Genomic DNA, 25,570 nt, shown 5'->3' on the forward strand with positions numbered 1-25,570 from the left:
ATCATACAAAGGAGCCTGTACATCTTGAGATATTATGTTCTGGACCGCGGAGATGAATTGTCCATCCAACTAGCGGAGCAATTTCACAAGCTGGCGGCGGAGCGGGATTTGGAGCTGGATGCCAAGTCTCCGGAAATTGTGATATCGATCGGCGGGGACGGCACCATGCTGCATGCTTTCCATACGTTTATCGACCAGATTCCAGATTTGGCTTTTGTCGGTGTGCATACCGGGCATCTGGGCTTCTATGCGGACTGGCAAGCTGAAGAGCTGCCGACCCTGATTGATTATATGTGCGGAGATATTGGGCCGCATAATCCACGTATGGTGCAGTATCCGCTCCTTGAACTGGAAATTCACAAGAAGTCCGGTTCAAGCTCGCATATTGCCCTGAACGAATTCACACTTAAAGGCGTAGACGGAACGGTTGTCATCCAGATTGATATTAACGATGTAACCTTCGAAATGTTCCGCGGTGACGGCATTTGCATCTCTACCCCCTCCGGCAGTACCGCTTATAACAAAAGTCTGGGAGGCGCCATGGTGCATCCCACGATTGAGGCGCTGCAGATTTCGGAGATTGCTTCGATTAATAACCGGGTATTCCGCACGATGGGTTCACCTCTGCTGCTGCCCAAGCATCATCACTGCGATATTTTCTCGCGCAAGGATCAGCGTCTGCTGCTGACCGTGGACCATAACAATATTCCTGTGGATGACCTGATCTCTGTACGTTGTCAGGTGTCCGACAAAAAAATCAGTTTTGCCCGGTACCGCCCTTTCCCTTTCTGGAACCGTGTCCGTGAAGCGTTTCTAGTGTAGAATTTCTGGGGAATAGAAGGATATCCGAACCAAATGATACGTCTGCTATCCATTGCTCTTACAGCCGGAGATGCCCCGCCTCTCCGGCTTTATCATGCCGCCTGTCCGGAGTCCTACTACCTCCGGAGCATCGTTCACAAGAAATGGACAGAGGGAATTTTCAGATGGTATAATGAACCTATTTTACAAAGTTTGCTAATTAAAAGGAGAGAATCTATTGAAAAAACTACTATCCCTCATTGGCGTGAGCCTGCTGGCCCTCGTACTGGCCGTTCCCGCCTTTGCAGCAGAGAAACCTATCAAAGTCTACATAAACAACAGCAATCTTACCTTCACCGCCGGAACCCCTTATCTGAAGGATAATACGGTGCTGGTGCCTTTCCGGGTTATATTCGAGAAGCTCGGGCTGCAGGTGCTATGGGATTCCAAGACTGGAACTGTTACAGGGACAGGGACAGGCCTGAATATCAGCCTTAAGGTCGGCAGCAAACGTGCTACTGTCAACGGTACCGTCAAGCAGCTTACGGTTGCTCCGGTTTCTTCGGCAGGTACAACTTACATACCGCTGCGTTTCATAGCTGAAGCCACCGGCGGAACAGCCGTCTGGGATTCAGCCAGCCGGAGCGTGAAAATTACCGTACCGCAATCCTCCTCCAGCGATGAGAAGGATATTACAGCACTCATTCAATTATCCAATAAATATTATAATGAAGAAAAAGCCATCAGCTTCTACTCCCTGGTAGATTCCGAATCCGACAATATGGAATCTGTAACGGATATGAATTCCCTGTTCGAGCTGTACGACCTCAAGAATACTATTAAAAGCCTTAAGATTCTGAGTCTTGCCGGAGACGAGGCTACTGTCTACACTGTCGAAAGCTCGGTTAGAACTGGCGGATATTATATCCCGGATGAGCAGTTCGAATATTTGTACACACTGGTCCGTAAGGACGGGTCCTGGAAAATCTCCGGAATGGAGGTACAGGAATCCACAGTGCTGCTTACACGTGAACAAGGCATGAAGCAGGCGGTGCTTCCACAGAATGACGCCACAGTAATCAAGGATAATCTCAGCAAATATTATCAGAATATGACTACCCAGAATGTTGATGGAACCCAGGCACTAATGACCTCTTACGGTGAGGAATATGACGCTGCCAGTGCAGCCGATCTGCAGGATCTGTTCGATTCCTATGATCTCAGCTACTCGCTGACGAATGCGAATATCTACTATTATGGGGCCGACGAAGCTGCCGTCTACACGGAAGTCTCTATTAAAGACGGTGAATCGGGAGAGAGCTACACCCAGTCCCTCATCTTCATTCTGAGCAAATCGGAAAGCGGCGCATGGACCATTGACGACACTTATCACATCAGCTTTGATAGTGCGCAATCCTAGCATTTCAAAAATATATCAAAAGGATGTATGAACTTATGAAATCAGCCAGAATCCTTACTGCAGCCCTCAGCGGCTGCTTGGCTTTATCCATCGCCTGGGCTCCTGCCGCTTCGGCCGCAGACGCTGCTGCTTCCACTGAAGCTGTGCAATCCTCCAAAACGGATATCATCAATGAAATTATGGAGTATCTTGAGTACTACAATGTGGAGGGTATTGATCAGGATACGCTTATCCGTGGTGCGATTGACGGCATGGTAAGTACGCTGGATGATCCCTACAGCCAATATTTCGATCAGGCGGAAGCTGCGGACTTCGGCCATGCGGTTGATCTGGAATATGTCGGCATCGGCGTCCGGCTCGTATATACGCCCAAAGAACTCTACATTGAAGAGGTGATGAGCGGTTCCCCCGCAGAGAAAGCCGGTTTGAAACGCGGGGATACCATTCTTAAGATCAACGGTGTACGGGTAGATGATACGGCAGGCGATGAGCTTGCCGGCGCGTCTGGCACGAAGGTCTCTCTGCTGATCCAGCGGAACGGCGTTAGCAAATCCTACAGCGTTACCCGCAGTGAAATTACCACAACATCCGTTACCGGCACAATTATCGGGTCCAAGGTTGCCTATATTGCCATCAACGGCTTCACACAGACCGCTGACGAAGAGTTCTCCACAGCGCTGGATAAAATGCGGGCAGCCGGAATGAAGTCACTGGTGCTCGATCTGCGTGACAATACAGGCGGCTACATGGATAGCGCCCAGAACATTGCCGCCAAGTTTATGGATGCCGGTATTATGATGTACACCTCCGATCAGAGCGGCGTACTGACACCTGTAACGATCACAAGCGGCAGCAAAATCGGTGTTCCCGTTGTTGTACTGACCAATGAATACACCGCCAGTGCTTCCGAAGCTTTGACCGGGGCACTCCGCGACAACAAACTGGCTACAATCGTCGGTACCCGTTCGTACGGCAAGGCGCGGATTCAGAGTCTGATTCCTATGTCGGACGGCGGCGAGCTGAAGCTGACAACGATGAAGTATCTGACTCCAAGCAAAGAGGATTTCAACCACATCGGACTCGCTCCTGATATTGAGATCAAGGGAAAAACGGCCCAGCTGATCACCGCTCTGCAAATCGCCGGACTGACCGGAATCACAGCCTCCGGTGACAATCATATTCTCGATATCGACGGTGCTGCTTTTGCCGGAAATGTCGGTCTGATCAAGCAGGGGGATAAAGTCTATGCCTCCTCCCGCGTACTGTCCGCGCTTGTAGAGAGTGAAGTAACCTGGGACGCGAAGAACAAGAAGGTGCTGATTACGACTGGAGCCGGCAAAAGCTCCGGATTCACCCTGGCCGCCAAAGAGGCGCTATACCAGGACGGCGAAACCTTCATCGAGCTGGGTGCCTTCAAGAAGAAGTTCCCGCTGCTTACGTGGAGCTACAACGCTGCCCAGAATCAGCTGAAATTATCGGTTAAATAATTGGATTTCATAGCTAAAATACAGCACTAACATCGAAAGAGTCCCTCCAGCCATATGGCTGAAGGGACTCTTTCAGTTATCAGCAGCGTCTAAGCGACACTGCCGGGAAATGCACCGAAACAACGGAGAAAACCTGTAGAATACCCGCACCGGGAACAAGCGTTGCCTACCCTTGGCTGTTATTCGGATTCTGGCTGCTCTGGTGATCCTGTTTGTTTTGATTGTTTTGATTATTCTGGTTATCCTGCTTGCTCTGGTTGTTCTGTCTGTTGGGACTGTTCTCTCTGTTTTCTTTGTTCTGCTTATTTGAGTTACCTTGATTGCCACCCTGATTCCCCTGCTGCTGGCCTCTGCCCTGGAACTCTTTATGGTTCTTCTTGCCTTGCTCCTTGTTGCGGTGATTCCGGCTCTGGTGCTCACGCACAGGTCTGTCTTTGGCAGCATGCTCCCGGCCTGAACCGCCTGCGTTATCCTTATCCCGGTTCCCTGCCTTAGACGGGGATTCGCGGTGATCTTTCACATTCCCTGCCGGCTCGGCAGACTCCTGCTCCAGTTCTTCCTCCGTTCCCGGTTCAGGAACTTCCTTTATCAGAATATCCTTGAAGGTTCCCTCCTGCGGAGCCTCCTTCAGCTTGTGCAGTACAAAATACGCACAGCCAAAATTACAGTATTCATTAATATAATCCACCATGCCTGAAATAGCCGTATCCCGGTTCACCTTGGGGTGATTATCCCGGTAGAAGCCTTTCAGACGCAATTGGCTGTACCCCCAGTCGCCGATAATATAATCGTAGCGATCCAGCACCTCGCTGTATCTACCGCGAAATGCTTCCGGGTTCCAGCCGTCCTTATGATCGAGCATGAGCTCGTAACCTTTTCCACCTATAACGATCAAGCGTGTGTCGCCTGCCTTTCTATGAGAGGGTTTGAGGCGTTGATAAGCCGTCATTCCGCGGGATTTTGAATTTCCGGCCGCTGTTGTTGTCTGATTTCTTCATTTCAAACCGCTGGGCGGTTGAAGTCAGCCAACAAAGGCGGACGCTATCGCTCCTACAATTTCAAAATCCCTCTCCATGACTCCATCAACGTGAGGGGGTGGGTAACCGCAAACCCCAGAACCTCGTCGCTATCGCAACATCGGTTCTTTGCCCCTTTATTACAACACTAAACTAAAAAATAAAAGGCTTAAAGCTTAGACCTTAAAACAAAAACCTATCCCCTGTGACTCCGTCACGAGGCAAATTTGCACAGCAAATTTTGGTAAAGACTAAACATTATAGAAAGCACACAAGATAAAGCACGAGATAAACCAAAGGCCCCACTTAACCCTGGGAAACCGAACGCGCCTCACGCGCAACCGCAGCAGACTTCACCTGATCATGCGCATGATAGGAGCTGCGCACCAGCGGACCCGCCTCCACATGGCTGAAGCCGCGCTTCATTCCCTCTTCCTTCAGCATAGCGAATTCTTCCGGCGGGTAATACTTCTCCACATTCAGATGTTTCGGTGAAGGCTGAAGGTATTGTCCTAATGTCAATATATCACAATCTACTGCTCTCAGGTCATCCATCGCCTGCAGAATTTCGTCCCACTCCTCGCCGACACCAAGCATAATGCTCGATTTCGTTGGAATATCCGGCTTAATCTCCTTCGCACGGCGCAGCAGCTCCAGGGAACGGCGGTATTTGGCTCTGGCCCGGACACGGTCCGACATGCGTTCCACGGTCTCGATGTTGTGATTCAGAATATCCGGATTGCTGTTCATCACGATCTCCAGACTCCCGCGGTCTCCCAGGAAATCGGGAATCAGCACCTCTACGCTGCACAGAGGAAGACGCTTACGAATCGCGGCCACCGTCTCGGCAAAAATCTGCGCCCCCCCATCCTTAAGGTCATCGCGGGCCACACTGGTAACCACACAATGCTTAAGCATCATCCCCTCTGCAGCTTCAGCCACACGTTCGGGTTCGAGCAGATCGAGTTCAGTCGGTAATCCTGTATTTACAGCGCAGAAACGGCAAGCCCGTGTGCAAATATCACCCAGAATCATGAAGGTTGCCGTACGGTTCGCCCAGCATTCATAAATATTAGGACAGCGCGCTTCTTCACATACGGTATGTAACGTCTTGGAACGCATCATGCCCTTAATTTCCTGATAATCTTCACCGGTGGTTAACTTGATTTTGATCCAGTCTGGCTTGGGCTGTTTGGCTGTTCTATTAGTCAAAATGATGAAACCCCGCTTTCGATCTGAATGTCATTTTTCATAGTTAAAAGTTGCTGCCTCATATTATAGCATGTGGAATAGTCGTTTGCCTGTTTTTGTGAACCTTTGGGAGGTAACGGATAAAAATAACGCTTTTGCTTCAATCTAAAGAAAAGCACCTGCAAGGTGCCATTTCATGAGGATGTTATAGATGACTAAGCGTCCGGAACACAGGAGGTTGAGATTATGCCTGCCCTATTCAGAAGTTATAACACCCGGAGAACCCTTATATGCATGTCGGCAGCCGCCTTGCTCTGGGGCAGCAGCCCTGCTATGAGTACCCCCGCCCACGCTGCCCGTTATCATAAGCTGGAGCTGACGTCTAGCGGTCCCGTAGCCGGAGACAGCAAAGAAGCCGCCGCTGCTGCCCGCAAAGTGCTCTATGAACAGATGAGTGCTGCAACCGGAATTCCCTGGTTCCGGTTCGCTGCGATTGATCAATATGAACGCTCTGTCGCCAAAAAGAAAAAAAGCCCTGCGTTGTCAGAAGCAGACCCCGCAGCAGCTCCGGCCCGGCTCACCGGGATCTCCATCCCTGCACCCGTATGGTCCGGCCCCCTGAACCCAAATCAGGAGGATAAGTTCCCGGAATCCATCACCTTCTTCGGCGGCTTCGGCCGTGACGGCACGGGAGATGGCATTGCCGATCCCGGGAATGATATTGATGTACTCTATAGCATGGCAGAGCATCTGCTTAAGTACGGCAGATCGGCCAGCGACTTCAGCATCGGTGTCTGGGAGTACTACCATAACGGCCGTGCGGCTCAGCGGATAGCCCAGTTCGCCAAGCTGTATGAGCATTTCGGGCGGCTTGACTTGTCAGGCAGCGCCTTCCCGCTGCCGATAGGTACGAACTACGCCTACCGCAGCACCTGGGGAACTGGACGGAGCTGGGGCGGGGCGCGCATCCACGAAGGGACGGATTTGTTCGCACCGCATGGCTTGACCGTCCGCAGCACCTGCTTCGGAGTGGTGGAGACCAAGGGCTGGAACCGTTACGGTGGCTGGCGGATCGGCATCAGGGATATCGAGAACCGCTACCATTATTACGCTCATTTGATGGGTTATGAGAAGTCCTTATCCCGGGGAGATATTGTGATTCCGGGCCAGACCATCGGCTGGGTAGGCAGCTCCGGATACGGCAGTCCAGGCACCCAGGGCAAATTCCCGCCCCATCTGCATTACGGGATCTACCGTGACCGCGGAATAACCGAATGGGCCTTCGATCCCTATCCGCTGCTCAAACAGTGGGAGAATCAGGAATTCCGGCAGCTCAAAAAAAGCAAAAATAAGAAATGAGCCTCTGCTTCATACAGATCTTCATTTAGTACAGCATCAGACAGCCAAACGGCTCAATCTCCACCAGTATCCGCTTATCGGTGCGGATGGTGAGTCCACTCAACAGATCAACCAGCACGGTTTTGTCCGAGCGGTAATTACACAGCTCAAGCTGGTACGCATTAGGAGAATTATTGATTATAAGGCCCATCCGGTCCTGTTCACTGCGCCGCACATAACCTAGAACATTGCGGGGTTCGTCTGTAAACCACGGGCGGAATCCGCCTGTCCGCAGCACTTCATGTTCTTTTCGCAAAGAGATCAGCTGTTTGTACCATTCCTGCAGCAGGATATTCTGATCCTGAGCTTCCCAGACCATCGGCTGCCGGCAGTGGGGATCCGTAGCCCCTTCCATTCCAACTTCATCGCCGTAATAAATCATAGGCAGACCGATATAGGTCATCTGGAAAAATACAGCCAGCTTCATCCGGCTTAAGCTTGTGGATTCCCGGTCCCAGCCCCTGCCTCCCTGCTTGCAGGCAGTCAGAAAACGTAAGGTGTCATGACTGCCCAGCAGCTGGAACATAGCTGAATTAGCCTGATCATTGTAGAGAGCTTCCTGGTGCAGCACCTGCTCCATAAAGCGGACCGGGCCCGCAGATTGTCCGGCAAAAAACTCCAGCACCGCATCCCGCAGCACGTAGTTCATCCCGCCGTCGAACTGGTCTCCCCGGAGCCATGGTCCGGAAGCATGCATAATCTCACCAATCAGCAGGAGCTCGGGGAACTCGGCCTTCAATTCCCGGCGGAACCTCGGCCAGAAGGCCGGGGTCACTTCATTGGCCACATCCAGCCTCCAGCCGTCGATTCCCGCCTCCCGTACCCAATACTTGGCTACCTCTATCATATAGTCGGCTACATCCGGATGATCCATATTCAGCTTCGGCATGCTGGCTTCCGCTTTGGCGAAGGTCTCGTAGCTAGGAACCGGCGCCTGGCGTACAGGGAAAGAACGGATATAGAACCAGTCTTTATACGGGGATGCCTCTCCACGCTCCAACACATCCCTGAAGGCAAAGAACGTATCCCCGGCATGATTGAATACCGCATCGAGCAGAACCTTCATCCCGTGTCGGTGTGCTGTATCAACCAGCATTATCAGATCCTCCATCGTACCAAAGCCCGGGTCCACCTTGTAATAATCCGATGTATTGTATTTATGCTCAGAAGGCGATTCGAAGATCGGAGTCATATAAATGGCGGTCACACCCAGCCCGTGCAAATAGGGGATTTTGTCCGCAATGCCTTGTAATGTCCCCTGGTTGAAGCTGCTGGGATAAATCTGATAAACAATCGCATCTGCTGTCCAGGAAGGCAGCAGGGTTGCCTGCGGACGGTGAATATATGCATATTGAAAAGCCCCTGCCTGCTCACGGTTCTCAGATATTCCCCTCTCTCCATACCATACATTTTCCCCTGTGGAATTCTTGATATGGAACTGATACCGGCATTTGCCGGTCTCCGTCCGGAGTACCGCCTCATGAATGTCATATGCCCCGGCAGAACCGGTCCGCTCCATCTCCTGCGGAAGCTCGCTGCCAGGTGAATCGTAGCGGTCGGAATGGATAACGGTACAATTGAGCGACTGTCCGCTCTGCACAAATAAACGCAATTTAAGGGTGCCGGGACCTACAGGGAAAGCGAAAGGGTCTTCGGCTGTATGGTAAAGAAATAAATGCTTGGACATTAGGTTCATTCTCCTTTGGTACTGCATAGAGTAGCTTGCACAATCTGTGTTATTATGGCAGGTAGAACGAGTTCACTGTCATGGATTACAAATACCGTTATGACCGAGAGGGATCGCTATGAAAGTTACGATTAAGGATATCGCCCAGGCGGCAGGGGTTGCCAAATCCACCGTATCCAAGGTAATGAATGACTCTCCCAAAATATCCGAGGAAACGAAAACCCGGGTCAGGGATATTATTAAACAGATGAACTATACTCCCAGCAGTATTGCCACCGGACTTGCCAGACAAAGCAGTAATACGGTCGCAATATTGATCGATATGTCTAAGGAAAGCGAATTTCTGAATCAATTCTTCTATAACATTATCGGCGGGGTGGAGAGCGTCATCGGACCTCTGAAATATGAGCTGACCATTGCCAATATTCAGCATGATCAGGCTGAGGGGCATTTCCTGCATAGACTGGTGCTGAATAAGCGGGTGGACGGTATCATTGCCAACACTTCAGTCCTGACTCCTGAGCTATGCGCAGAGCTTAACAGGCTGGAGTTCCCCTATATCTCGATCGGTGAGATTAATCCTCCCGGGACATGGGTCGATTGTGACAATGAGCTTGGAGGAACTGTGCTGACTGGGCATCTGCTGGAGCAGGGGTATTCCTCTGTTGCCTTTATTGGCGGAGAACAGAACGAGCCTCTGTTCCTCCGCCGTATTGCCGGTTATAGGGCCACACTCCGGCAGGCGGGACTTCCGGTGCGCAGCGACAGGATTATCAATGGCAGAGCGGCTGAGGAGGATGGCTATGACGCGGCTATGCAGCTGCTGCAAAGCGCAGAACCGCCCGATGCTATTGTCTGCATGAGTAACTTTTCTGCTTTTGGAGTGCTTCAGGCTGCCAGGGAATTGAATGTTCAGATTCCGGCGCAGCTGGGTATTGCCACATTCGATGAATATCCGCTGTCACCCTATACCACACCTCCGCTAACTTCACTCAATATGGATACCTTCCAGCTGGGGGTCTCTGCAGGACGGTTATTAATGGACAAGCTTGGCACCCAGATCACTACCGTGAGCGGACAGCTGCTGGAGCCAGTGCTGCTTCCCAGGTTGTCTTCCCTGCGAAGCAGTAAGTAGTCTGCGGACTGAATAGATTAAATGAGGCAATTCGTCCGAATGAATAACCCGGACTGGACTTGGTGGACTATCCCGGCCCCACTCACGGGAAACCGGTTTCCTTAAATTGAAATTAACACGCGCTACAGGCAATGTCAATGTGAAATCATACAATAGAAACTGCATGCCGAAGAGCCCCTACCACTGAATTGTGAAAGGGGCTCTTCAGCTTGTCCGTTTATCATCCCTGAATTAATGACCGGAGCTGCGGATGAACTGCAGCACTTCCCTCATCATCGCCGGGCTCTCCTCGCTGTGGCAGACCATATGCCCGCTCTTTTCCATAATCAGCACCTGCTTGCGGCCTGAGGAGATGGTCTGCTCCAGATAACCTGCACTTTTGAATTTCACCAGATGATCCCGCTTGCCCTGCACAATCAGGGTTGGCAGATCCATCTGCGGATAGATCTCAAAGCTCTCGCGGACCAGACGCTGAAATTCTCTTGTGGCCTTCGCGGGAGTGGAGCCCCATTTACGGATGTAATTCCTGATCATCGCCGGCTGCCCCAGCGTCCGCAGGATCTGGACCGGATTCAGCGGAAACACAGGGGTGGACAGCAAAGTCAGTGATTTGATTCTGGCCTTATATTGAACCGATAGGTGGGAAGCAATCAGAGCGCCAGTAGAAAAACCTATCAGATGTACGCCCTCTGTCCGGGTAAGCAATGTACTCAGCTCATCCTCGGCGCTTTGCCGCCAACCCTGGCGGTCCGACTGGAGCAGATCACTCCGGCTGCCCCCGTGTCCTTGTAACGTAAACGTTCTGGACAGGCAATCATGTGCTCCGAGAAACTGGGACAGTGGAGCAATCTCATATTCGCCTCCGGTGAAGCCGTGTATAAACAAGCAGCTATTCATCATTTTTCCTCATTTCACACCTTATCAATATCCATTTATAGAAAAATAAACCTTAATTGAACTGAAGTCAAGGTTTACTCCCTGTTCTGCTATTTTTGGATTTTGGCCGGTATCCTGAGAGAAATGCGGAAGAAGCCCTCCCGCTGCATAGTCCGCACTGACTACAATATCCGCCTGGCTATGCTGCAGGACTTCCACCAGCTTCTCGATGTAACGGCTGTCATATGCCGCAGAAGCAGATAAGTAGACAATGACTTCGCTGCCATAGAGAGCCGAGATATTCTCCAGCGCGTGCAGCCAGGGCTTCTCGCCATGCACAGTAATCACAGCGTCACGCTCATGAACCGGGAATTCGGGAAAAGACTGGCTCAGCTGTCCCGGACCCACACCCAGCGGATATTGCTGTAGCTCTGGCCTTCCTGCAGCGTCTGCTGCCGCTCACGCGAATCCGCTGCCGTCCAAGTTTTCTTCGAAATAGACAACAGTGGTCACAAGCGGCGTCTCCGCCGTATGCCGAGCCAGCGGAATTGCCGGCTCCGGCAGACAAGCAGACAGATCACCGGGAATCTGGAGCAGATCCGCATCAGCAGGATTGCCCTGCAGATTCCATTTCCGGCGGTATGCCCGCTCCCCCGGTGCAAAGGACGCATTGCCTGCGTTAATCACAGTTCCTTCCTCAATCGGGTGAAGGACATGCACATATACCGGATCACTGAGTGCAAGACTTGCCCCCTGCATCCGGGCCCGCAGACACCAGTCGGCAATGATCAGCCTGCGCTCCACCAGTGATGAATCGAAGCCTCCTACCCTCAGCAGCAGCTCTCTTGCTATAAGCAGACAGGACCCGCCCAGTACCTCCGCATACCTCCATTCCCCTTGCCTTTTGTCCAGGATGTGGGCTGCATAAGCTGACAGTTCAGAGTATCCGGCAAAATGCAGCTGTTCCTGCCCCTCTCCCCGTTCACTGGAGGAACGCGGAGCCACCACGCCCACCGCCGGATCATCAACAGGCGGCCATAGCAGATTCCCAAGCCAGCCGGGGGACACCATCACACGGTCCTCCAGCAGAACGACAAAAGAGGTCTCAGCATAAGCCAAGGCCTCATTCACCCTATAATTCCCGGCGGTAAAGGGGAGAAATACCAGATTCGCCTCCCCCGAGAACTGCTCTGACAACCATTGCAGCGGAAACTCAGCAGTCATCGGAACGGCAATCAGCCGGACAGAAGAACCGGAGTGCCGAAGCAGCAGCCGTAGACACTCCGCCGACCACTGCGCATGCCGCAGCTCCACTACAAGCATAACCCCTCCCTGCACCGGCAGCGGAAGCAGCCCTTCCCGTTCCAGACAGCTGTATCTTCCGGCCAGACGTTCCGTGCTGACAGCTTTTACAGTATTCATGGTTTTAATTGTGTTGATTGCATCCATCGCTTCATAGGACAACCAGACTCACACTCCATTAGTCATAACTGCGCTGTCTATAGTGTATGAGCGGGATAGGGCAGGTATCCCTGTTTATGCCGTATTCGGCAGATAGTCCGCAAAGCGGATACCCACGTCAAGCTGCAGCGGTCGCACTTACCACCTGTCTGTCATCACTACCGGCTTGATTCCATCGGCATCGAATTCCATTCTGTCGATGCATAACATACGGTTGCCCGGCTCCGGGTCTCCGATAAGCCTCCGGTGATAGACGATCAGCCATTCATCGCGGTCAGGAAGATGTAAATATCCGTGATGGCCGGGACCTTCCGCTAGAGGCTCCTGCCTCTCCAGTATGGTCCCTTTGTTATCGAATGGTCCCAGCGGATTATCGCTTACGCCGTAAGCTACCCGGTAGGTCCCGTTGGTCCACCCGCCCATCGACCACATCAGATAATATAGACCGTCCTTCTTGATCATGCACGGTCCTTCCACATAACCCGGCGGGGTAATAGAGCAGATCATTTGTCCGTCCGGGAAAGGGACAAAGCCCGTCATTTGCTCATTCATCCGGGCCATGTTGCAATGTCCCCAGCCCCCGTAATACAGATAGATTGCACCGTCATCATCCTTGAACAGATGGGCGTCAATGGGCTGGGCACCGTGAATAAACTTGCCGATCAGCGGCCTGTGGAGGTACCCCCTGTAGGGGCCTTCGGGAGCATCCGCAACGGCAATCTCCAGCCCGCCGGCTTCACCGTCCTTCTGGATATCGTTCGAGGCAAAGACAAGATAATACCGGCCGTTATGCTCAATCTGGGTCGGTGCCCATACCGCCCTCCAGATCCAGGGGAAATCATCCATTTCAATAATGCTCTCATGGACCTTCCAATGGATCAGGTCCCCGGAGCTGAAGGCATCCAGATTCATCTGCAGGGTATATTCCGTAAATGATCTGGTGGCATAAATATAATGCCTGCCTTGATAGGTCCTGGCTTCGGGGTCTGCATACCAGCCCGGCACGATCGGGTTCGTAATTCCTCGCAAGCGAACCTCCCTCCTTTCTCCGCAACCTGCATATTAACAGCTGTATAGTCCGTTCTCTTCCTGTTCCCGGATCCAGACCTGCATGAAGCCGGACGCTCTGTTGTCCCAGGCGTAATAGGGAATGAACCGGAGCGGTCTGCCCTCTTCATCCCGGCTCTGCAGCACCGTCACCCCGCCCAGCAGCTCCGGCAGGTGTTCCACCCGGAATTTCGCCCGGGGCGGAATGGAGCAGGCATCATAGAACAATCCGGGATGATCCGTCTGCTCCAGACAATACACAATGGGTCCCCGCTGAACGGCAACCCTCCCTTTGTCCGCCTCCACTTCCGGCCTGGCCCGCACAAGATTCACCGGCATATCCAGCTCAAGCACAACCGTATCTCCCGGCGACCAATGCCGGTTAAGCACCAGATACCCTTGATCCGTCAGGGCTCCGGCCCCGCTGATGCTGACGCCGCCAGCCTCCAGCCGGTATCCCCTGCACCATTCCGGCACACGCAGCCGGATGCTGAAGTCAGCACTTGCTGCAGGGTTCACCTCAAGCTCGATCCGGCCTTCCCAGGGATACTGTGTGCTTTGCTTCAGCCTGACGCCCAGTCCGCTGCCCAGCACAAGCTCTGCCTCGCTGTTCATGTACTGATTGACCACCAAGCCTTCTTCTGCAGTAGCATAGACGTATTGGCCCAGCGAAGGCAGAAAACGGGCCAGATTGGTTGGACAGCAGGAGGTTTCGAACCAGGGCACACGATGATGCCCGCCCTGCGAAGCAAGCGGATTGACATAGAAATACTTATCCCCGGACAGGGATATTCCCGACAAGGCGCCGTTGTACATTTCACGCTCTACCACATCGGCGTATTTGCCGTCTCCGAACGTCAGGTTCATCCGGTGATTCCAGAACACCATGGCAATGGCGGCACAGGTCTCGCAATAGGCGCTTTCATTGGGCAGGTCATAATCGAAGGTGAAGCCTTCGTTATGCCTGGACGGCCCAATGCCGCCCGTTACGTACATGTTGCGCTCTACGGTATGGGCCCAGACCCGGTGCAGCGCCTCCGCATAAGCGGAATCCCCTGAAGCATGGACAATATCCGCCATGGCCGTGTACATATACATGGCACGGACAGCATGCCCGGTCACCTGCTTAATCTCACGGACAGGAACATCATCCTGACAATAGGCCGGCCCCCATTCCGGATTGTCCCAGATCGCGCCCGCGCCATATCCATGGCCGCGCTCCTCCAGCAGCCACAGCGCAAGCTTCCAGTAGCGCTCGGCCCTGGTCACGCGGTAGAGCTTCACCAGCGCCAGCTCAATCTCCTGATGCCCTTCCACCCAGTGCCGCTTGCCGGGGCCGAACACCTCATCATAATGATCGGCCAGACGGCAGGCCACCTCCAGCAGCCCGCGCTTGCCGGTCGCTTCATAATAGGCAACCGCCGCCTCAATCAAATGGCCGCCGTTATACATCTCGTGCTTCTCCATGTCCGTCCATTTGCCCTGCGGATGCTCCAGTGTGAAGTAAGCACTAAGGTATCCATCCGCTTCCTGCGCTGCCGAGATCAGCCCGATAATCCGGTCGGCTTCAGCTTCCAGCGCCGCATCCCGCCCCGACATCAGCGCATAGGCTATGCCTTCAAGCACCTTGTAGACATCCGAGTCATTATAATATTTGCCTTCGTAATGCCCCTCCATTAAGCCCCCGGCCTTGGCGAAGTTATCGATGCGCCCGGTATCCTCACATTTGGACAAGCAGTCCGGCAGAGTGATCTGCCGGAGTACGTCCAGGCGCGGCTTCCAGAACTTGTCATTGATTGTTATGCTCGTAAAAGACACACCCTGCCAGGCGTGCAGCTTCGCTTGTTGCTCTGCCATTTCCGTTACCCGCCTCCTTTATCCTTTTAATCCCGTTAAGGTAATACCCTCCAGAAAGTAACGCTGCCCGGCCAGAAACACAATGACGCAGGGCAGAACGACGGTGGCCGAGGCCGCCATCAACAGATCCCACTGCGCGGTGTAGGTGCCCTGGAACATTTGCAGGCCCAGGGCAAGGGTGAAGAGACTGTCGCTTTTCAGGTAAATCAGCGGGCCCATGAAATCGTTCCAGGAGGCCAGGAAGCTGAATAAGGCAACCACGATGATCGCGGAACGGCTTAAGGGAAAGATGAGCCGGGTATAGATTTGCCAGTAATTCGCCCCGTCCACAAAGGCCGCTTCATCAAAATCGCGTGGAATCGTCAGATAGAATTGCCGCAGCAGGAAGATATTGAAGATTCCGCCGCCGAAATAAGCGGGTACAATCAGCGGATACAGCGTATCGTAGAAGCCCAGCGCCTGCCAGCCGAGAAAGCTCGGGATAATCGTTACCGCTGCCGGCAGCATCATGCTGGTCATCAGGATGGCAAACACCGTATCCCGGCCCTTCCACTGAATCCGTGAGAATCCGAAGGCTCCGATGCTGCTGGTAATTACGGTCCCTACAAGCACCGTAACCACGATGATCAGTGTGTTCTTGAAGAAAACATCGAACGGCAGCACCGTAAGCGCCTTATGAAAATTACTCCATTGAAACGGCTTCGGTATCCATTCGGGAGGCATGGTAAATATCTGCGATAAATTCATCAGAGAGCTCCGGATCAGCCAGACAAACGGAATGACGAACATGGCAGAGATCAGGATAAGCGCTCCGTAGCTTGCGGTAAGGGAAAGCTTCGATGGCCTCAAGCACGGTCCCCCCCTTCGTAATACACCCATGACTTCGAGGTTCTGAAGACAATAAAGGTAAAGAACAGAATAATGATGAACAAGATCCAGGCCAGCGCGGACGCATATCCCATCTCGGCATCCCGGAAGCCTGTTCTCCACAAATAAAATACATAGAAAAGACTCCGGTTGTTCGGTCCGCCCTGCGTCAGAATATAAGCTTCGTTGAAGACCTGAAAGGAGCCGATTATGGTCATGATTGTATTGAAAAAGATCGTAGGGGTGACCATAGGAACTGTCACGTGGCTCAGCTTGCGGAACCAGCCGCCTCCATCCACCTCAATCGCTTCGTAATACTGCCGGGGGATGCCGGAAAGTCCGGCGAGAAAAATAATCACCGTGCTGCCGATGCCCCATAGCGTGGTAAGAACCACTGACGGGATGACACTGCTCTCCCCATACAGCCAGTCGCTGGTCGGCAGATGCAGCCGGCTGAGCAGCGAATTGATGAGGCCCAGATCGGGATTGAGCAGCCACATCCAGATCATGGCCGAGGCCACCGCAGGAACGATGCTCGGAAGGTAGATGATCGTACGGAAGATGGCTCTTCCCTTTACATTGAGATTGAGCAGAAGCGCGATGCCGAAAGAAATAAGAATAACTGCAGGCACACGCAGCACGACGAAATAAAAGGTAATCCCCAGCGATTTATAGAACAGCTCATCCTTACCTGAGAACAGCCGCACGAAATTATCCAGACCGACAAAAGACGTCTGATCCTGGAACACATTATAGTTGGTCAGGCTGAGCACCAGGCTGGCGATCATGGGACCCAGCGTAAAAATGGCAAACCCAAGTATGGCGGGGGCGGTGAACAGCAGCCCATAGAACATTCCCTTTCGCATACCGGCCTCCAGTCTCGAATTTCGCAAGTAGAAACGGCTTTGCCGTCCTTTAGACGGACGGTACCGTTTCAGCGTGAAATAGAAGGATAATTTAAAGCGTAAGCATATAAATTCTTATATTTGCAAAAAGAACGGCGAACGAGGGTTCGGACGCCGCTCCCTGCTACTAGTTTCGCAGTTGTTTATTCCTTGATATCACGGCGTCCCTTAATTTGGGCCTGAGCCTTTACGGCGATTGAGTCCATCGCTGCCTGGGCGGTTTGCTGGCCGAGCCATACCTTATCCAGGGCGGGATTAACCAGATCCATAATATTGTTGAAATTCTTCACATAGCCGGTCGGCGTCTGGTGCCCTTTGGTCAAGATTACATCGACAATGGCTTCTTTATAGCCGGAGGGTCTGGCATCCAGATTCTCTGTCCATTTGGCCAGCAGCACCGGATCGGTGTACCAGTCCTTGGGAGAAGGCATCCAAGTTCCGGCTGTAAGCATATCAATGGAAGCTTCAGGATCGAGCAGCGCCTTCAGCAGCTCCCAGGTCTCCTGTGGATGCTTGGTGGATTTGAAGATGGAGAACATGCCGCAGACCACGGTGGTTACCGGCTCTTTCATTACAGGCATGACCCCGACGTTAAAGTTGAACTTCGACTGGGCGAGGCCTGCGCTTGCCCATTGCCCGTCCACCGTCATCGCTACCTTCTTGGTCTGGAGGGCTACATTCGTTGCCGGAATATTCTTCGACTGCACGGGTGAAGGGGATACGTGGTGCACATTCATCAGATCGGCTATTTTCTGGAGGGCTTCAACAGCTTCCGGCTGGTTAAGCGCGAAGGTCTTGCCATCCGCCGAGATGAAATCCCCGCCGTTGGAATAGATAAAGTTGCTGTATACCCCCCACCAGGTGGAGAGATTTGCGCCATATTGCTTAATTTTTTTGGGATCGAAGTCCGGGTCGGCTGCTGTTTTGCCATTGGTGTCCACAGTCAGCTTCTTGGCGACCTCGACGAATTCATCCCAGGTCCAGGCATCCGCCACATTCGACGGGGGAGGCTCTATTCCAGCTTCCTTGAAGATATCCTCATTGTAGAACAGTCCGAAGGATTCCGGCCCTGGTCCGATTCCAATTACATTGCCCGGCTCCAGTGAATAGGTAATATTGGGAACCAGCGTATCCGGACTGATATCGGCATCCGTATCGAGAAATTCCTGGAGATTATAGAATTTGCCCTGCTCCGCCATCGGAAAGGCAATCGTACCCGATTCCATCATGGCAATATCCGGAACATCATTTCCGGCGACCATTGTCGTCAGCTTGGTATCATAATCAGCGGCAATATGCTGAAGCTCAACCTTGACATTTGAATGCTTGGCCTCGAAGTTCTGGATGGCTTTTTTGTAAGGAGCCACTTCTTCCGGTGATCCCCATACAGTCATCCGCAGCGTAATGTTCTCCTTCGACCCGGCATTTCCGGAAGGCGCGGAAGTCTCAGGGCTTGCTGTACCCGACTTCGAACACGCAGACAGCACAGCGGCTAGCATCAGAATCAGAGCCAATGTAATGAAGACCGATTTTCTTGGTAGCAACATATTCCGAGCCCCTCTCGATTTCTAAGTTCAACGGGTTCATAGCTGCAGTCTATGATGCCTTTATTATAAATTACAGGATAGCGCTTACATAACCCTAATCTCTTTGGATTGGTGGACTGTGATTGGGTTTACAGCGGCAGTGTAATGGCCACCTTTGTGCCTTTTCCCGGAGTAGAGAAGATGGAGATTCCGTACTCGCCGCCATAGGTCATCTGAATGCGGTCAATGGTATTCTTAATGCCCACGGAAGATGCTTTCTGGTGCAAAATCGCATTTACAGTCGCCTGGCTCATGCCACGGCCGTTGTCGGCCACCTCGTAATGCCGGGTTCTGCCGTTAATCCAGCCGCGGATCCCGATGATGCCGCCCGATTCGGTCTGATCGAAGCCATGAAGAATCGCATTCTCCACAAAAGGCTGGAACAGCAGCCGTGGCACCTCGTATTCGAAGAGCCGCGGGTCCATATCAACCTCTACAGTAAACTTGTCCTCGAACCGGATCGACATAATATAGAAATAGTTATTCATCCAGTTCATTTCTTCGGACAAAGGAACGGCGCCCCATGTCTTCCTCGAGGTATAATGCAGCATATTGGACAGGCAGACAAGCATTTTGCTGAGCTCCTGCTGATCATTCTCAATCGCCGTCCAGTTCATCACATTCAGGGTATTGTACAGGAAATGGGGATGCATCTGCATGTTCAGCGCCTGAATCTCGGCTTCCTTTTCCTTCAGCTTGGTCTCGTAATTCTCTGTCACCAGCAGATGGATCCGGTCATTCATCCGGTTAAAGCGCTGCGTCAGAACGCCGAACTCATCATTGCTTACCACATCCACGCGGGTCTGGAAATCTCCTTCGCCCACCGATCTCATCGCGCTTAACAGCCGCTTGATCGGTTTGGTAATTTTGCCGGCAATGAAAAAAGCGAGGATAAGCGCCACTATCCCCATCACAACGGCCATGACAGTAATGGAAGCGCGGATCACCGGCACAAAGCTGCTCACCAGCCCTGCCTCCGGAATCCACACGACAGACATCCAGCCGGTAACCTCCGAGCGGTCAAAGCAGACGATCACCGCTTTACCGTCCAGCGTCATTCTCCGCGCCCCGCTTTTCTCCTGCTGCAGCTCGTCCAGCCACGCCTCCTTATAGGTCTGCGCAACAGCCCCCGGCTCACTGCTGGCAACCACCTTATCATGCGGATCGAGCACCATATAGCGCGAGCTTCCCGGTATGCTGTCCTCATACAAGGATTTAAGCACCTCGGATTTGAAGCTAATGGCAAGTACAGGGCGTTCCACCCCGGCATCCATTTTCTCCAGCTTCGTATTGCTGAGATACGTGAAATCAAGCAGGCGCGCGGCCGAGAACAAATAACGGAACTCCAGATTCCCGTCCTGCAGATAAGGCTGGTTGAACATGGATACGAAATCATAGGTAGGAATCCACACCAGCTTCCCCCCTGCCTGCCGGGCCAGATCGTATATATCCGATTGAACCGGGTCTCCTTGCGGCAGCGTTTGTCCGAAGGTAAAGTAGGAGGTCCATAGCTGGTAGGCATAGATATCCTGGTTCTGGGAAAAGGTTTTGCTGAGCACTGCCGTCACCTGCCGGTCCGCTGCAAAAAGCTCCACTTGGTTCGCGGGGTCCAGCTGGCTAAAAATGCGGAACAGATCCTTATCGAGAAATAAGGACATGCTGTTCTGGTCCACGATCCGCAGCTTCGTGTCCATGACTTCGTTATTTTTTTTGACAATCTCATACACATTCTTCTGCGCCTGCTCCGTGATAATCTTCAGGCTGGTCCGATAGAACAATGCCCCCAGTACGAGCAGGGGAACCGCGATCAGCAAGATGTAGCTTGCCAGCAGCCGGTAACGGAAGGTAATCTTCATGCCTCCCGTTTCCTTTGCGAAAGTACGTGCTTATACGCTTTTGGCGACATGCCATGATACTTCTTGAATACACGGCAAAAATATTTCGTATCCTGAAATCCGCATTCCAAGGAAATTTCATATACTCTGAACCGCTCCGCTGCAAGCAGCTCTTTGGCCCGCTTCATACGGACCGCCGTCACATGCTCGGAGAAGGTCTTTCCCGTCCTGCTCTTGATCAGCGTACTGAAATAGGAGGGGTTAAAGTGAAAATGCTCCGCTGCCCTTTCCAGTGTAAGGTTCTCTTTCGTATGCCCCTGTATCCAGCCGAGGCATTCCGCGATGACCACCTCCCCTTGATCCTGTCTGGATAAGGACAGGGCTAGATGCGCTTCCCGGAGAGCATGGTTAAGTTTGGTCATTAATTCCTGATATGAACGGCATGAACGGATCAGCATCGTGGCCGTATCGGTCAGCATCTGCCCCGTCTTTTTGTCCAGTATATCCTGATGGTCACTCCGGATCTGCAGCAGCATTAGCGAGGCTTGCTCCTTCAGCAGCATGGGACTGGCCTGTCCGGCGTCCGCGAGCTGATAGACGGTCTCAGCGCAGACTTCCTGAACAAGGGCTGCATCGTCCATTTTCAAAGCATCGTACAGCCTGCCCCAATCGGTAGTCCCAGTCCCGGGGGTTACGATCAGCTCATCCGCAAAGAGCAGCCCCTGCCGGAAATCGTAGAAATTGTAGCTGTTGGCCGTCCTGGCTGCAAGATACGACCGCGGCGCTTCGGTAAGCAGGGAATGGCTTTGCGGCCCAATCCCGTGGACAAGCTGTCCCGCATGCGCCCACTCCGCCTCCAAAGACTGTGCGATGTAGCGGGCCTCCTCCCGCTTGCATTTGGTAAGTTCTTCCAGCGTAATCAAGGTCACGGCCGCCTGAACGCCGTCCTCCATCATCCCGCTTAAGGGAACGGTTATAGCCTCCCCCCACTCAGACCAGGCCTGCTCCAGAGAGCGGGCGAAGGAGCTGCTGTCCTGCTGCTCTCTGCTGTCCTGCTGCTCTCCGCTGTCCTGGCGGTGCTGCAGCTCCGAATACACAGCCACACCGCTCTCCCGCAGCCATTCATATCGATTCAGCTCCTCCAGCTCCTCCGGGGCCGCACTACCGTTCAGCCAGGACAGTATCAACCGGCTCAGGTAGGCGGAAGAAGCCAGCTTCAGGCGGTGCTGCAGCTCTTCTTCTTCGCGGTACTGCTGCTGTTCCGCTGTCAGCTGAAGGTCAATCCGGCTTAAGACATCCACAATTTTCTCAATCTCCACCGGCTTCAGCAGGTAATCAAAAGCGCCGTGACGAACCGCCTTCTGCGCATACTCGAACAGATTGTAAGCGGATACCATTACAACCCTGGTTTTAATGCCATCTACCTTAAGTCGTTCCAGAAATTCAAGTCCATCCATGCCAGGCATGCGGATATCCGTCAATATGGCTTCCGGGCCATGGGCTTTCACCAATTCCATGGCCGACAAGCCATCCTTCGCCACCACCACCTGGTCCTCCGGCCGCAGCCGCCCAATCAGATTGACCATCCCTCTGAGATGTCTGGGCTCATCATCCACGATCAATATTCTCACTATGCTCAGCCCCCCGAATTGGTGTGAATTACATATAAGCTGCATCTTTGCCCTAATTATAAAAGCCGTTCCGGCTTATTCATAGTGCATTAATATTGGTTTGGTGGAATATTATTGGGAGCGTGCGCGGAGTCCTGGAGAGAAGCTGTTTCTAAGCTACGTTGAGAGAGGCTAACGTTCCAGATACGTAAACAGCAATCGGTACGATGGTTTCACGTTTCTATGCCACGTTAAGAGAGGCTAACGTTCCTGACACGTAAACAGCAATCGGTACGATGGTTTCACGTTTCTATGCCACGTCAAGAGAAGCTAACGTTCCTGTATTTGCGGATTATAGTCTTTTTCATTTTCGCTTCAACGGCCCGCAGGCCCGCATTATCGTTGTCCCTGACCCTTCAAGGTACAGCAGTTGGATTTTCTCCACTTAATCATTCCGGTTTGCTTGCTTTACAGAAATTAATTGGATTTATGACACTTAATCCTGCCTATAACCCCGCCGTCAGCGAATCCCGCTGAAATTAAGTGCCGTTTTTCCAACTAAGTCCCCGGAATCAGAGATTCTACCAACAGCAGATGGAGTTTTTCCACTTATATGTCCTACCCACTTATATGTTCTACTCATTTATATGTTCTACCCGTCAAATATCCCATTACTCTCCTCCCGCATTGGCCCCGGCATTCCCCGCATTTGTGCTGGGCGCAGAGTTGCCGCTCCCGGCCGGTGTGTTATTCTCTCCGCTGTTCGTATTCCCCGCCCCCCCGCTTCCCTCAACAGCTGTACCGTCCGTGCCAGTGCCGCTCTTCTCTGTGTTCAGTGAAGGTGCGGGAATAGCGATTCCCGGCGCGCTGCTGCCGTTCTCGCCGACAGGCTGGCCCTGATTGTCGTAATAGTACATCGGGACATCGCCGACAACCATCAGGTAGGAGACAGGAATTTCTGTATCCACGATCTGCGGCTCCATATCAAACGGAATGACGACCGCAACCTCGGTCACAATATGAATAAAGACTTCAACGAGAATCATGTTGATGCCGGCATTTTGCTGCCGCGTGTTCAGCTCCACCTTTACCGCGCCCTGCGGTTCGATTTTGATCGGAATATCCGGCCCAAATGAAGCAATCAGCGGACTGCCCAGCGCCTGGCCCAGCGGAATATGCTCCGTCTGGTTATGCAGCTCCTGCAACGTGGACTGAATGACCTCGGCCGCCTGTGAAGTAATCCGCATATGCTCCTTATAGTTGAGCATGAACCCGGATATTTTGCCGTTCTTATCTGTCTTCCAGTCAATCAGCGCCTCCGCGTTCCCCCCGTCCGCAACCTGGGAAGTAATCGCCTTGTTAATGGATTCCGTAGCGATTTGCTTCACCCGGATCTGCGCCAGATGGAGGATCGGCGGCTTCATATGCTGCTCCACATAACGCAGCCCCTGAAGCACAGCCAGAATCAGCAGCAGGCTCAGGATGATCCAGAATCTGCCCCGGCGGCGCGGCTTCCGGCCTTTCCCGGCCACGGCCTCCTGCTTCTTCCGCTCCCGGCCGCGGAACAGGCTGAATCCCCCGCTCCGGCTGGCTTTACGCCAGACACGGTAGCCCGGAGCGCCTGCTCCTGCACCGGGCGAAGCCGTCTCATAACCCGCTTCCTTCCTGTCCGGCCGGATTCCCGACCTCGAAGGCTTCGCCACGAATACACCGCCCCGGCTTGATGCCCCTGCCCCGGACCTGGACGGCTTCGCCGCGAATCTTGCTCCCGAACCCGGCGGCCGGAAGACTGCCTTCGACGGTTTGGCCTTGAACGCCGGGCTGCGTCCGGCTGGTCTCGGCAACCCGCTCCAGCTGAACCTCGGCAGCCGCAGACGGCTGAAGAGTGATGCGCCTGCCCGCCGGTTCCCCCATTTTCTGATTCTGCCCATGCCTTGCAGTCCCTCCCGACATTCCTGCGGTCAAGCCGCCCATGTACTATAGGCTATTCGGGACGAACGCAAAAAAGAAGAACATCCCTGCGGCAGAACACCGCAGAAATATTCCTCTTTGGAGAAGTAGATACGGCTTTACCGCCCTTGTATAAGGATGTTACCGTTTCAGCGAGAAATAGAAGGATAAGTTATCGTGTGAAACCTATAAATTCTTATTTTTGAACAAAAATCACCCTTACGGGTAAATTCAGCCGGAGTTTATGCGCTTATATTGATCTACTCAGACTACTTCTGGGAAGCCCCCGGGGAAATCAAGCACAATAATGCCCTCATTCCTGCTTGCCATCCGCTTTCAGCGGATTCAAGGGCACTTTTGCCCCTCATTTCCTCCTACCGCCCACTTTTGGCGAATTCAGGGGCACTTTTGCCCCTCATTCCTGCCTGCCACCCACTTTCAGCGGATTCAAGGGCACTTTTGCCCCTCATTCCCGCCTGCCACCCACTTTTGGCGAATTCAGGGGCACTTTTGCCCCTCATTTCCGCCTGCCACCCGCTTCCGGCGGCTTCAGCGGGATTACCCATACATAATTTACCAGCCAACAAGTTGAAACGGCTTCTCCGTCCTTCTAGAGGAGGAGAAGCCGTTTCAGCATATTTTAAAGATAAACCTAATGCCCCATCCGCTTGCGCTTATCCTCCTGCAGATGCCCCCAATGACGGCGGACAAAAATAGCGATCAGAATCACCATAAACACCGCATACCACGTAAGGAATCCGTTCCATTCCTCCCGGGGGACAATCAGCGAGGAGCTGATCGTTCCAAACAGCCAGATATAAGACAGGTTTCCAAGCACCGTCCCCCAGATAAATGCAGCAGGCTTAATCGGAGAAACAGCCGACATCAGATTGATTATATTGCTCGGCACAATCGGAATCGTGCGCAGCAGCACCAGGGTCCAGATGCCATAGCGGTCCAGGTACATCTGCCATTTGTCATAACGCTTCAGCTTATATCCCCATTTCCGGTCAAACCACTCAAAGAGATAACGCCGGAACAGGAAGTAGACGAGCACCGCACCAATATTACAGGCCAGCCAGCTGACAATCATCCCGCCAATAACATTAAATACAGAGACATGAAGCACAATCAGGATCGCGAGTGGGAAAAATCCGAACAAACTTTGCAGTACCGCCAGTGGAACGGTAGCGAATAGAATGGAAGGGCCGCTCAGTCCAAGACTCTGCAGCAGCCAATCGATCCAGGCATTAATGGTCTCAGTCACGGAGTTCTCCCCTTTCCTGACTCCTTGCAGCAGCTGTCTCCTGATTTCATACTGAACATAAGGGAATCGCTCATTAACGTTTGTTTCGTGAATCTCAAGTGGAAACGGCGTTGCCGTCCTTTAAAAAGGACGGTACCGTTTCAGCGAGAAAGATAAGGAACATTTATTACGCGA

Annotated in this window: 20 protein-coding genes; 5 read left to right on the top strand and 15 right to left on the bottom strand. The window is 52.8% G+C overall.

What is annotated here, in order from left to right; genetic code table 11:
- Nucleotides 1-24 precede the first annotated feature (24 nt).
- The 3 genes from R50912_RS27595 (at nt 25) to R50912_RS27605 (ending at nt 3,708) form a co-directional block, all read left to right on the top strand.
- Nucleotides 25-822 carry an NAD kinase gene (locus R50912_RS27595; protein WP_042239496.1) on the top strand — a complete coding sequence of 266 codons (798 nt, stop codon included), beginning with the start codon at nt 25-27 and terminating at the stop codon, nt 820-822.
- 217 nt (nt 823-1,039) lie between these two features.
- Complete coding sequence (locus tag R50912_RS33620) at nt 1,040-2,221, top strand: copper amine oxidase N-terminal domain-containing protein (RefSeq protein ID WP_081956686.1); 1,182 nt, start codon at nt 1,040-1,042, stop codon at nt 2,219-2,221.
- Nucleotides 2,222-2,256: 35 nt separating this feature from the next.
- Entirely contained in the window at nt 2,257-3,708 is a 1,452-nt protein-coding gene (locus tag R50912_RS27605) for a S41 family peptidase (RefSeq protein WP_052416724.1), read from the top strand.
- Between the two features lie 166 nt (nt 3,709-3,874).
- Here R50912_RS27605 and R50912_RS33905 read toward each other — a convergent pair whose 3' ends face one another.
- Nucleotides 3,875-4,603, bottom strand: a complete 729-nt coding sequence (locus R50912_RS33905; RefSeq protein WP_042239498.1) for a YutD family protein — start codon at nt 4,601-4,603, stop codon at nt 3,875-3,877.
- A 427-nt stretch (nt 4,604-5,030) separates the two neighbouring features.
- Nucleotides 5,031-5,936: a lipoyl synthase gene (gene lipA / locus R50912_RS27615; RefSeq protein WP_042239499.1), complete on the bottom strand. Its 906-nt coding sequence runs from the start codon at nt 5,934-5,936 to the stop codon at nt 5,031-5,033.
- 225 nt (nt 5,937-6,161) lie between these two features.
- Here lipA and R50912_RS27620 point away from each other — a divergent pair, with 225 nt between their 5' ends.
- Nucleotides 6,162-7,274 (top strand): M23 family metallopeptidase, encoded by a 1,113-nt coding sequence (locus R50912_RS27620; protein WP_042239501.1) that lies wholly within the window; start codon nt 6,162-6,164, stop codon nt 7,272-7,274.
- A 25-nt stretch (nt 7,275-7,299) separates the two neighbouring features.
- Here R50912_RS27620 and R50912_RS27625 read toward each other — a convergent pair whose 3' ends face one another.
- Nucleotides 7,300-9,000, bottom strand: coding sequence for an alpha amylase N-terminal ig-like domain-containing protein (locus tag R50912_RS27625; RefSeq protein WP_042239503.1), 1,701 nt, complete (start codon nt 8,998-9,000; stop codon nt 7,300-7,302).
- A 118-nt stretch (nt 9,001-9,118) separates the two neighbouring features.
- On the opposite strand from R50912_RS27625, the gene R50912_RS27630 reads away from it, so the two are divergent.
- Nucleotides 9,119-10,135 carry a LacI family DNA-binding transcriptional regulator gene (locus R50912_RS27630; protein ID WP_042239505.1) on the top strand — a complete coding sequence of 339 codons (1,017 nt, stop codon included), beginning with the start codon at nt 9,119-9,121 and terminating at the stop codon, nt 10,133-10,135.
- A gap of 231 nt (nt 10,136-10,366) precedes the next feature.
- On the opposite strand, the gene R50912_RS27635 is transcribed toward R50912_RS27630, so the two are convergent.
- The 12 genes from R50912_RS27635 to R50912_RS27695 form a co-directional block, all read right to left on the bottom strand.
- Complete coding sequence (locus R50912_RS27635; RefSeq protein ID WP_081956689.1) at nt 10,367-11,035, bottom strand: alpha/beta hydrolase; 669 nt, start codon at nt 11,033-11,035, stop codon at nt 10,367-10,369.
- A gap of 21 nt (nt 11,036-11,056) precedes the next feature.
- Nucleotides 11,057-11,359 carry a hypothetical protein gene (locus R50912_RS27640; RefSeq protein ID WP_197072994.1) on the bottom strand — a complete coding sequence of 101 codons (303 nt, stop codon included), beginning with the start codon at nt 11,357-11,359 and terminating at the stop codon, nt 11,057-11,059.
- 111 nt (nt 11,360-11,470) lie between these two features.
- Nucleotides 11,471-12,475 (bottom strand): glycosyltransferase family protein, encoded by a 1,005-nt coding sequence (locus tag R50912_RS27645; protein WP_042239511.1) that lies wholly within the window; start codon nt 12,473-12,475, stop codon nt 11,471-11,473.
- Nucleotides 12,476-12,610: 135 nt separating this feature from the next.
- Nucleotides 12,611-13,501, bottom strand: a complete 891-nt coding sequence (locus R50912_RS27650) for a glycoside hydrolase family 43 protein (RefSeq protein ID WP_231637724.1) — start codon at nt 13,499-13,501, stop codon at nt 12,611-12,613.
- A 33-nt stretch (nt 13,502-13,534) separates the two neighbouring features.
- The gene (locus tag R50912_RS27655; RefSeq protein WP_042239516.1) at nt 13,535-15,376 is read right to left on the bottom strand and encodes a glycoside hydrolase family 127 protein; all 1,842 of its coding nucleotides are present in this window, start codon (nt 15,374-15,376) and stop codon (nt 13,535-13,537) included.
- 18 nt (nt 15,377-15,394) lie between these two features.
- Nucleotides 15,395-16,225, bottom strand: a complete 831-nt coding sequence (locus tag R50912_RS27660) for a carbohydrate ABC transporter permease (protein ID WP_442950495.1) — start codon at nt 16,223-16,225, stop codon at nt 15,395-15,397.
- Nucleotides 16,222-17,109 (bottom strand): carbohydrate ABC transporter permease, encoded by an 888-nt coding sequence (locus R50912_RS27665; RefSeq protein WP_042239518.1) that lies wholly within the window; start codon nt 17,107-17,109, stop codon nt 16,222-16,224. Before R50912_RS27665 ends, R50912_RS27660 begins: the two co-directional genes overlap by 4 nt.
- A 182-nt stretch (nt 17,110-17,291) precedes the next feature.
- The gene (locus R50912_RS27670) at nt 17,292-18,695 is read right to left on the bottom strand and encodes an ABC transporter substrate-binding protein (protein WP_052416725.1); all 1,404 of its coding nucleotides are present in this window, start codon (nt 18,693-18,695) and stop codon (nt 17,292-17,294) included.
- A gap of 128 nt (nt 18,696-18,823) precedes the next feature.
- Complete coding sequence (locus R50912_RS27675; RefSeq protein ID WP_042239520.1) at nt 18,824-20,590, bottom strand: sensor histidine kinase; 1,767 nt, start codon at nt 20,588-20,590, stop codon at nt 18,824-18,826.
- Nucleotides 20,587-22,200, bottom strand: coding sequence for a response regulator (locus tag R50912_RS27680; protein WP_042239522.1), 1,614 nt, complete (start codon nt 22,198-22,200; stop codon nt 20,587-20,589). The genes R50912_RS27675 and R50912_RS27680 overlap by 4 nt, the downstream gene beginning before the upstream one ends.
- Nucleotides 22,201-22,850: 650 nt before the next feature.
- Nucleotides 22,851-24,110: a sporulation protein YunB gene (gene yunB / locus R50912_RS27685; RefSeq protein ID WP_081956692.1), complete on the bottom strand. Its 1,260-nt coding sequence runs from the start codon at nt 24,108-24,110 to the stop codon at nt 22,851-22,853.
- 671 nt (nt 24,111-24,781) lie between these two features.
- Nucleotides 24,782-25,396 carry a TVP38/TMEM64 family protein gene (locus R50912_RS27695; protein ID WP_042220053.1) on the bottom strand — a complete coding sequence of 205 codons (615 nt, stop codon included), beginning with the start codon at nt 25,394-25,396 and terminating at the stop codon, nt 24,782-24,784.
- Nucleotides 25,397-25,570 lie beyond the last annotated feature (174 nt).

This window comes from Paenibacillus sp. FSL R5-0912, assembly GCF_000758605.1.
GTDB lineage: Bacteria > Bacillota > Bacilli > Paenibacillales > Paenibacillaceae > Paenibacillus_AQ.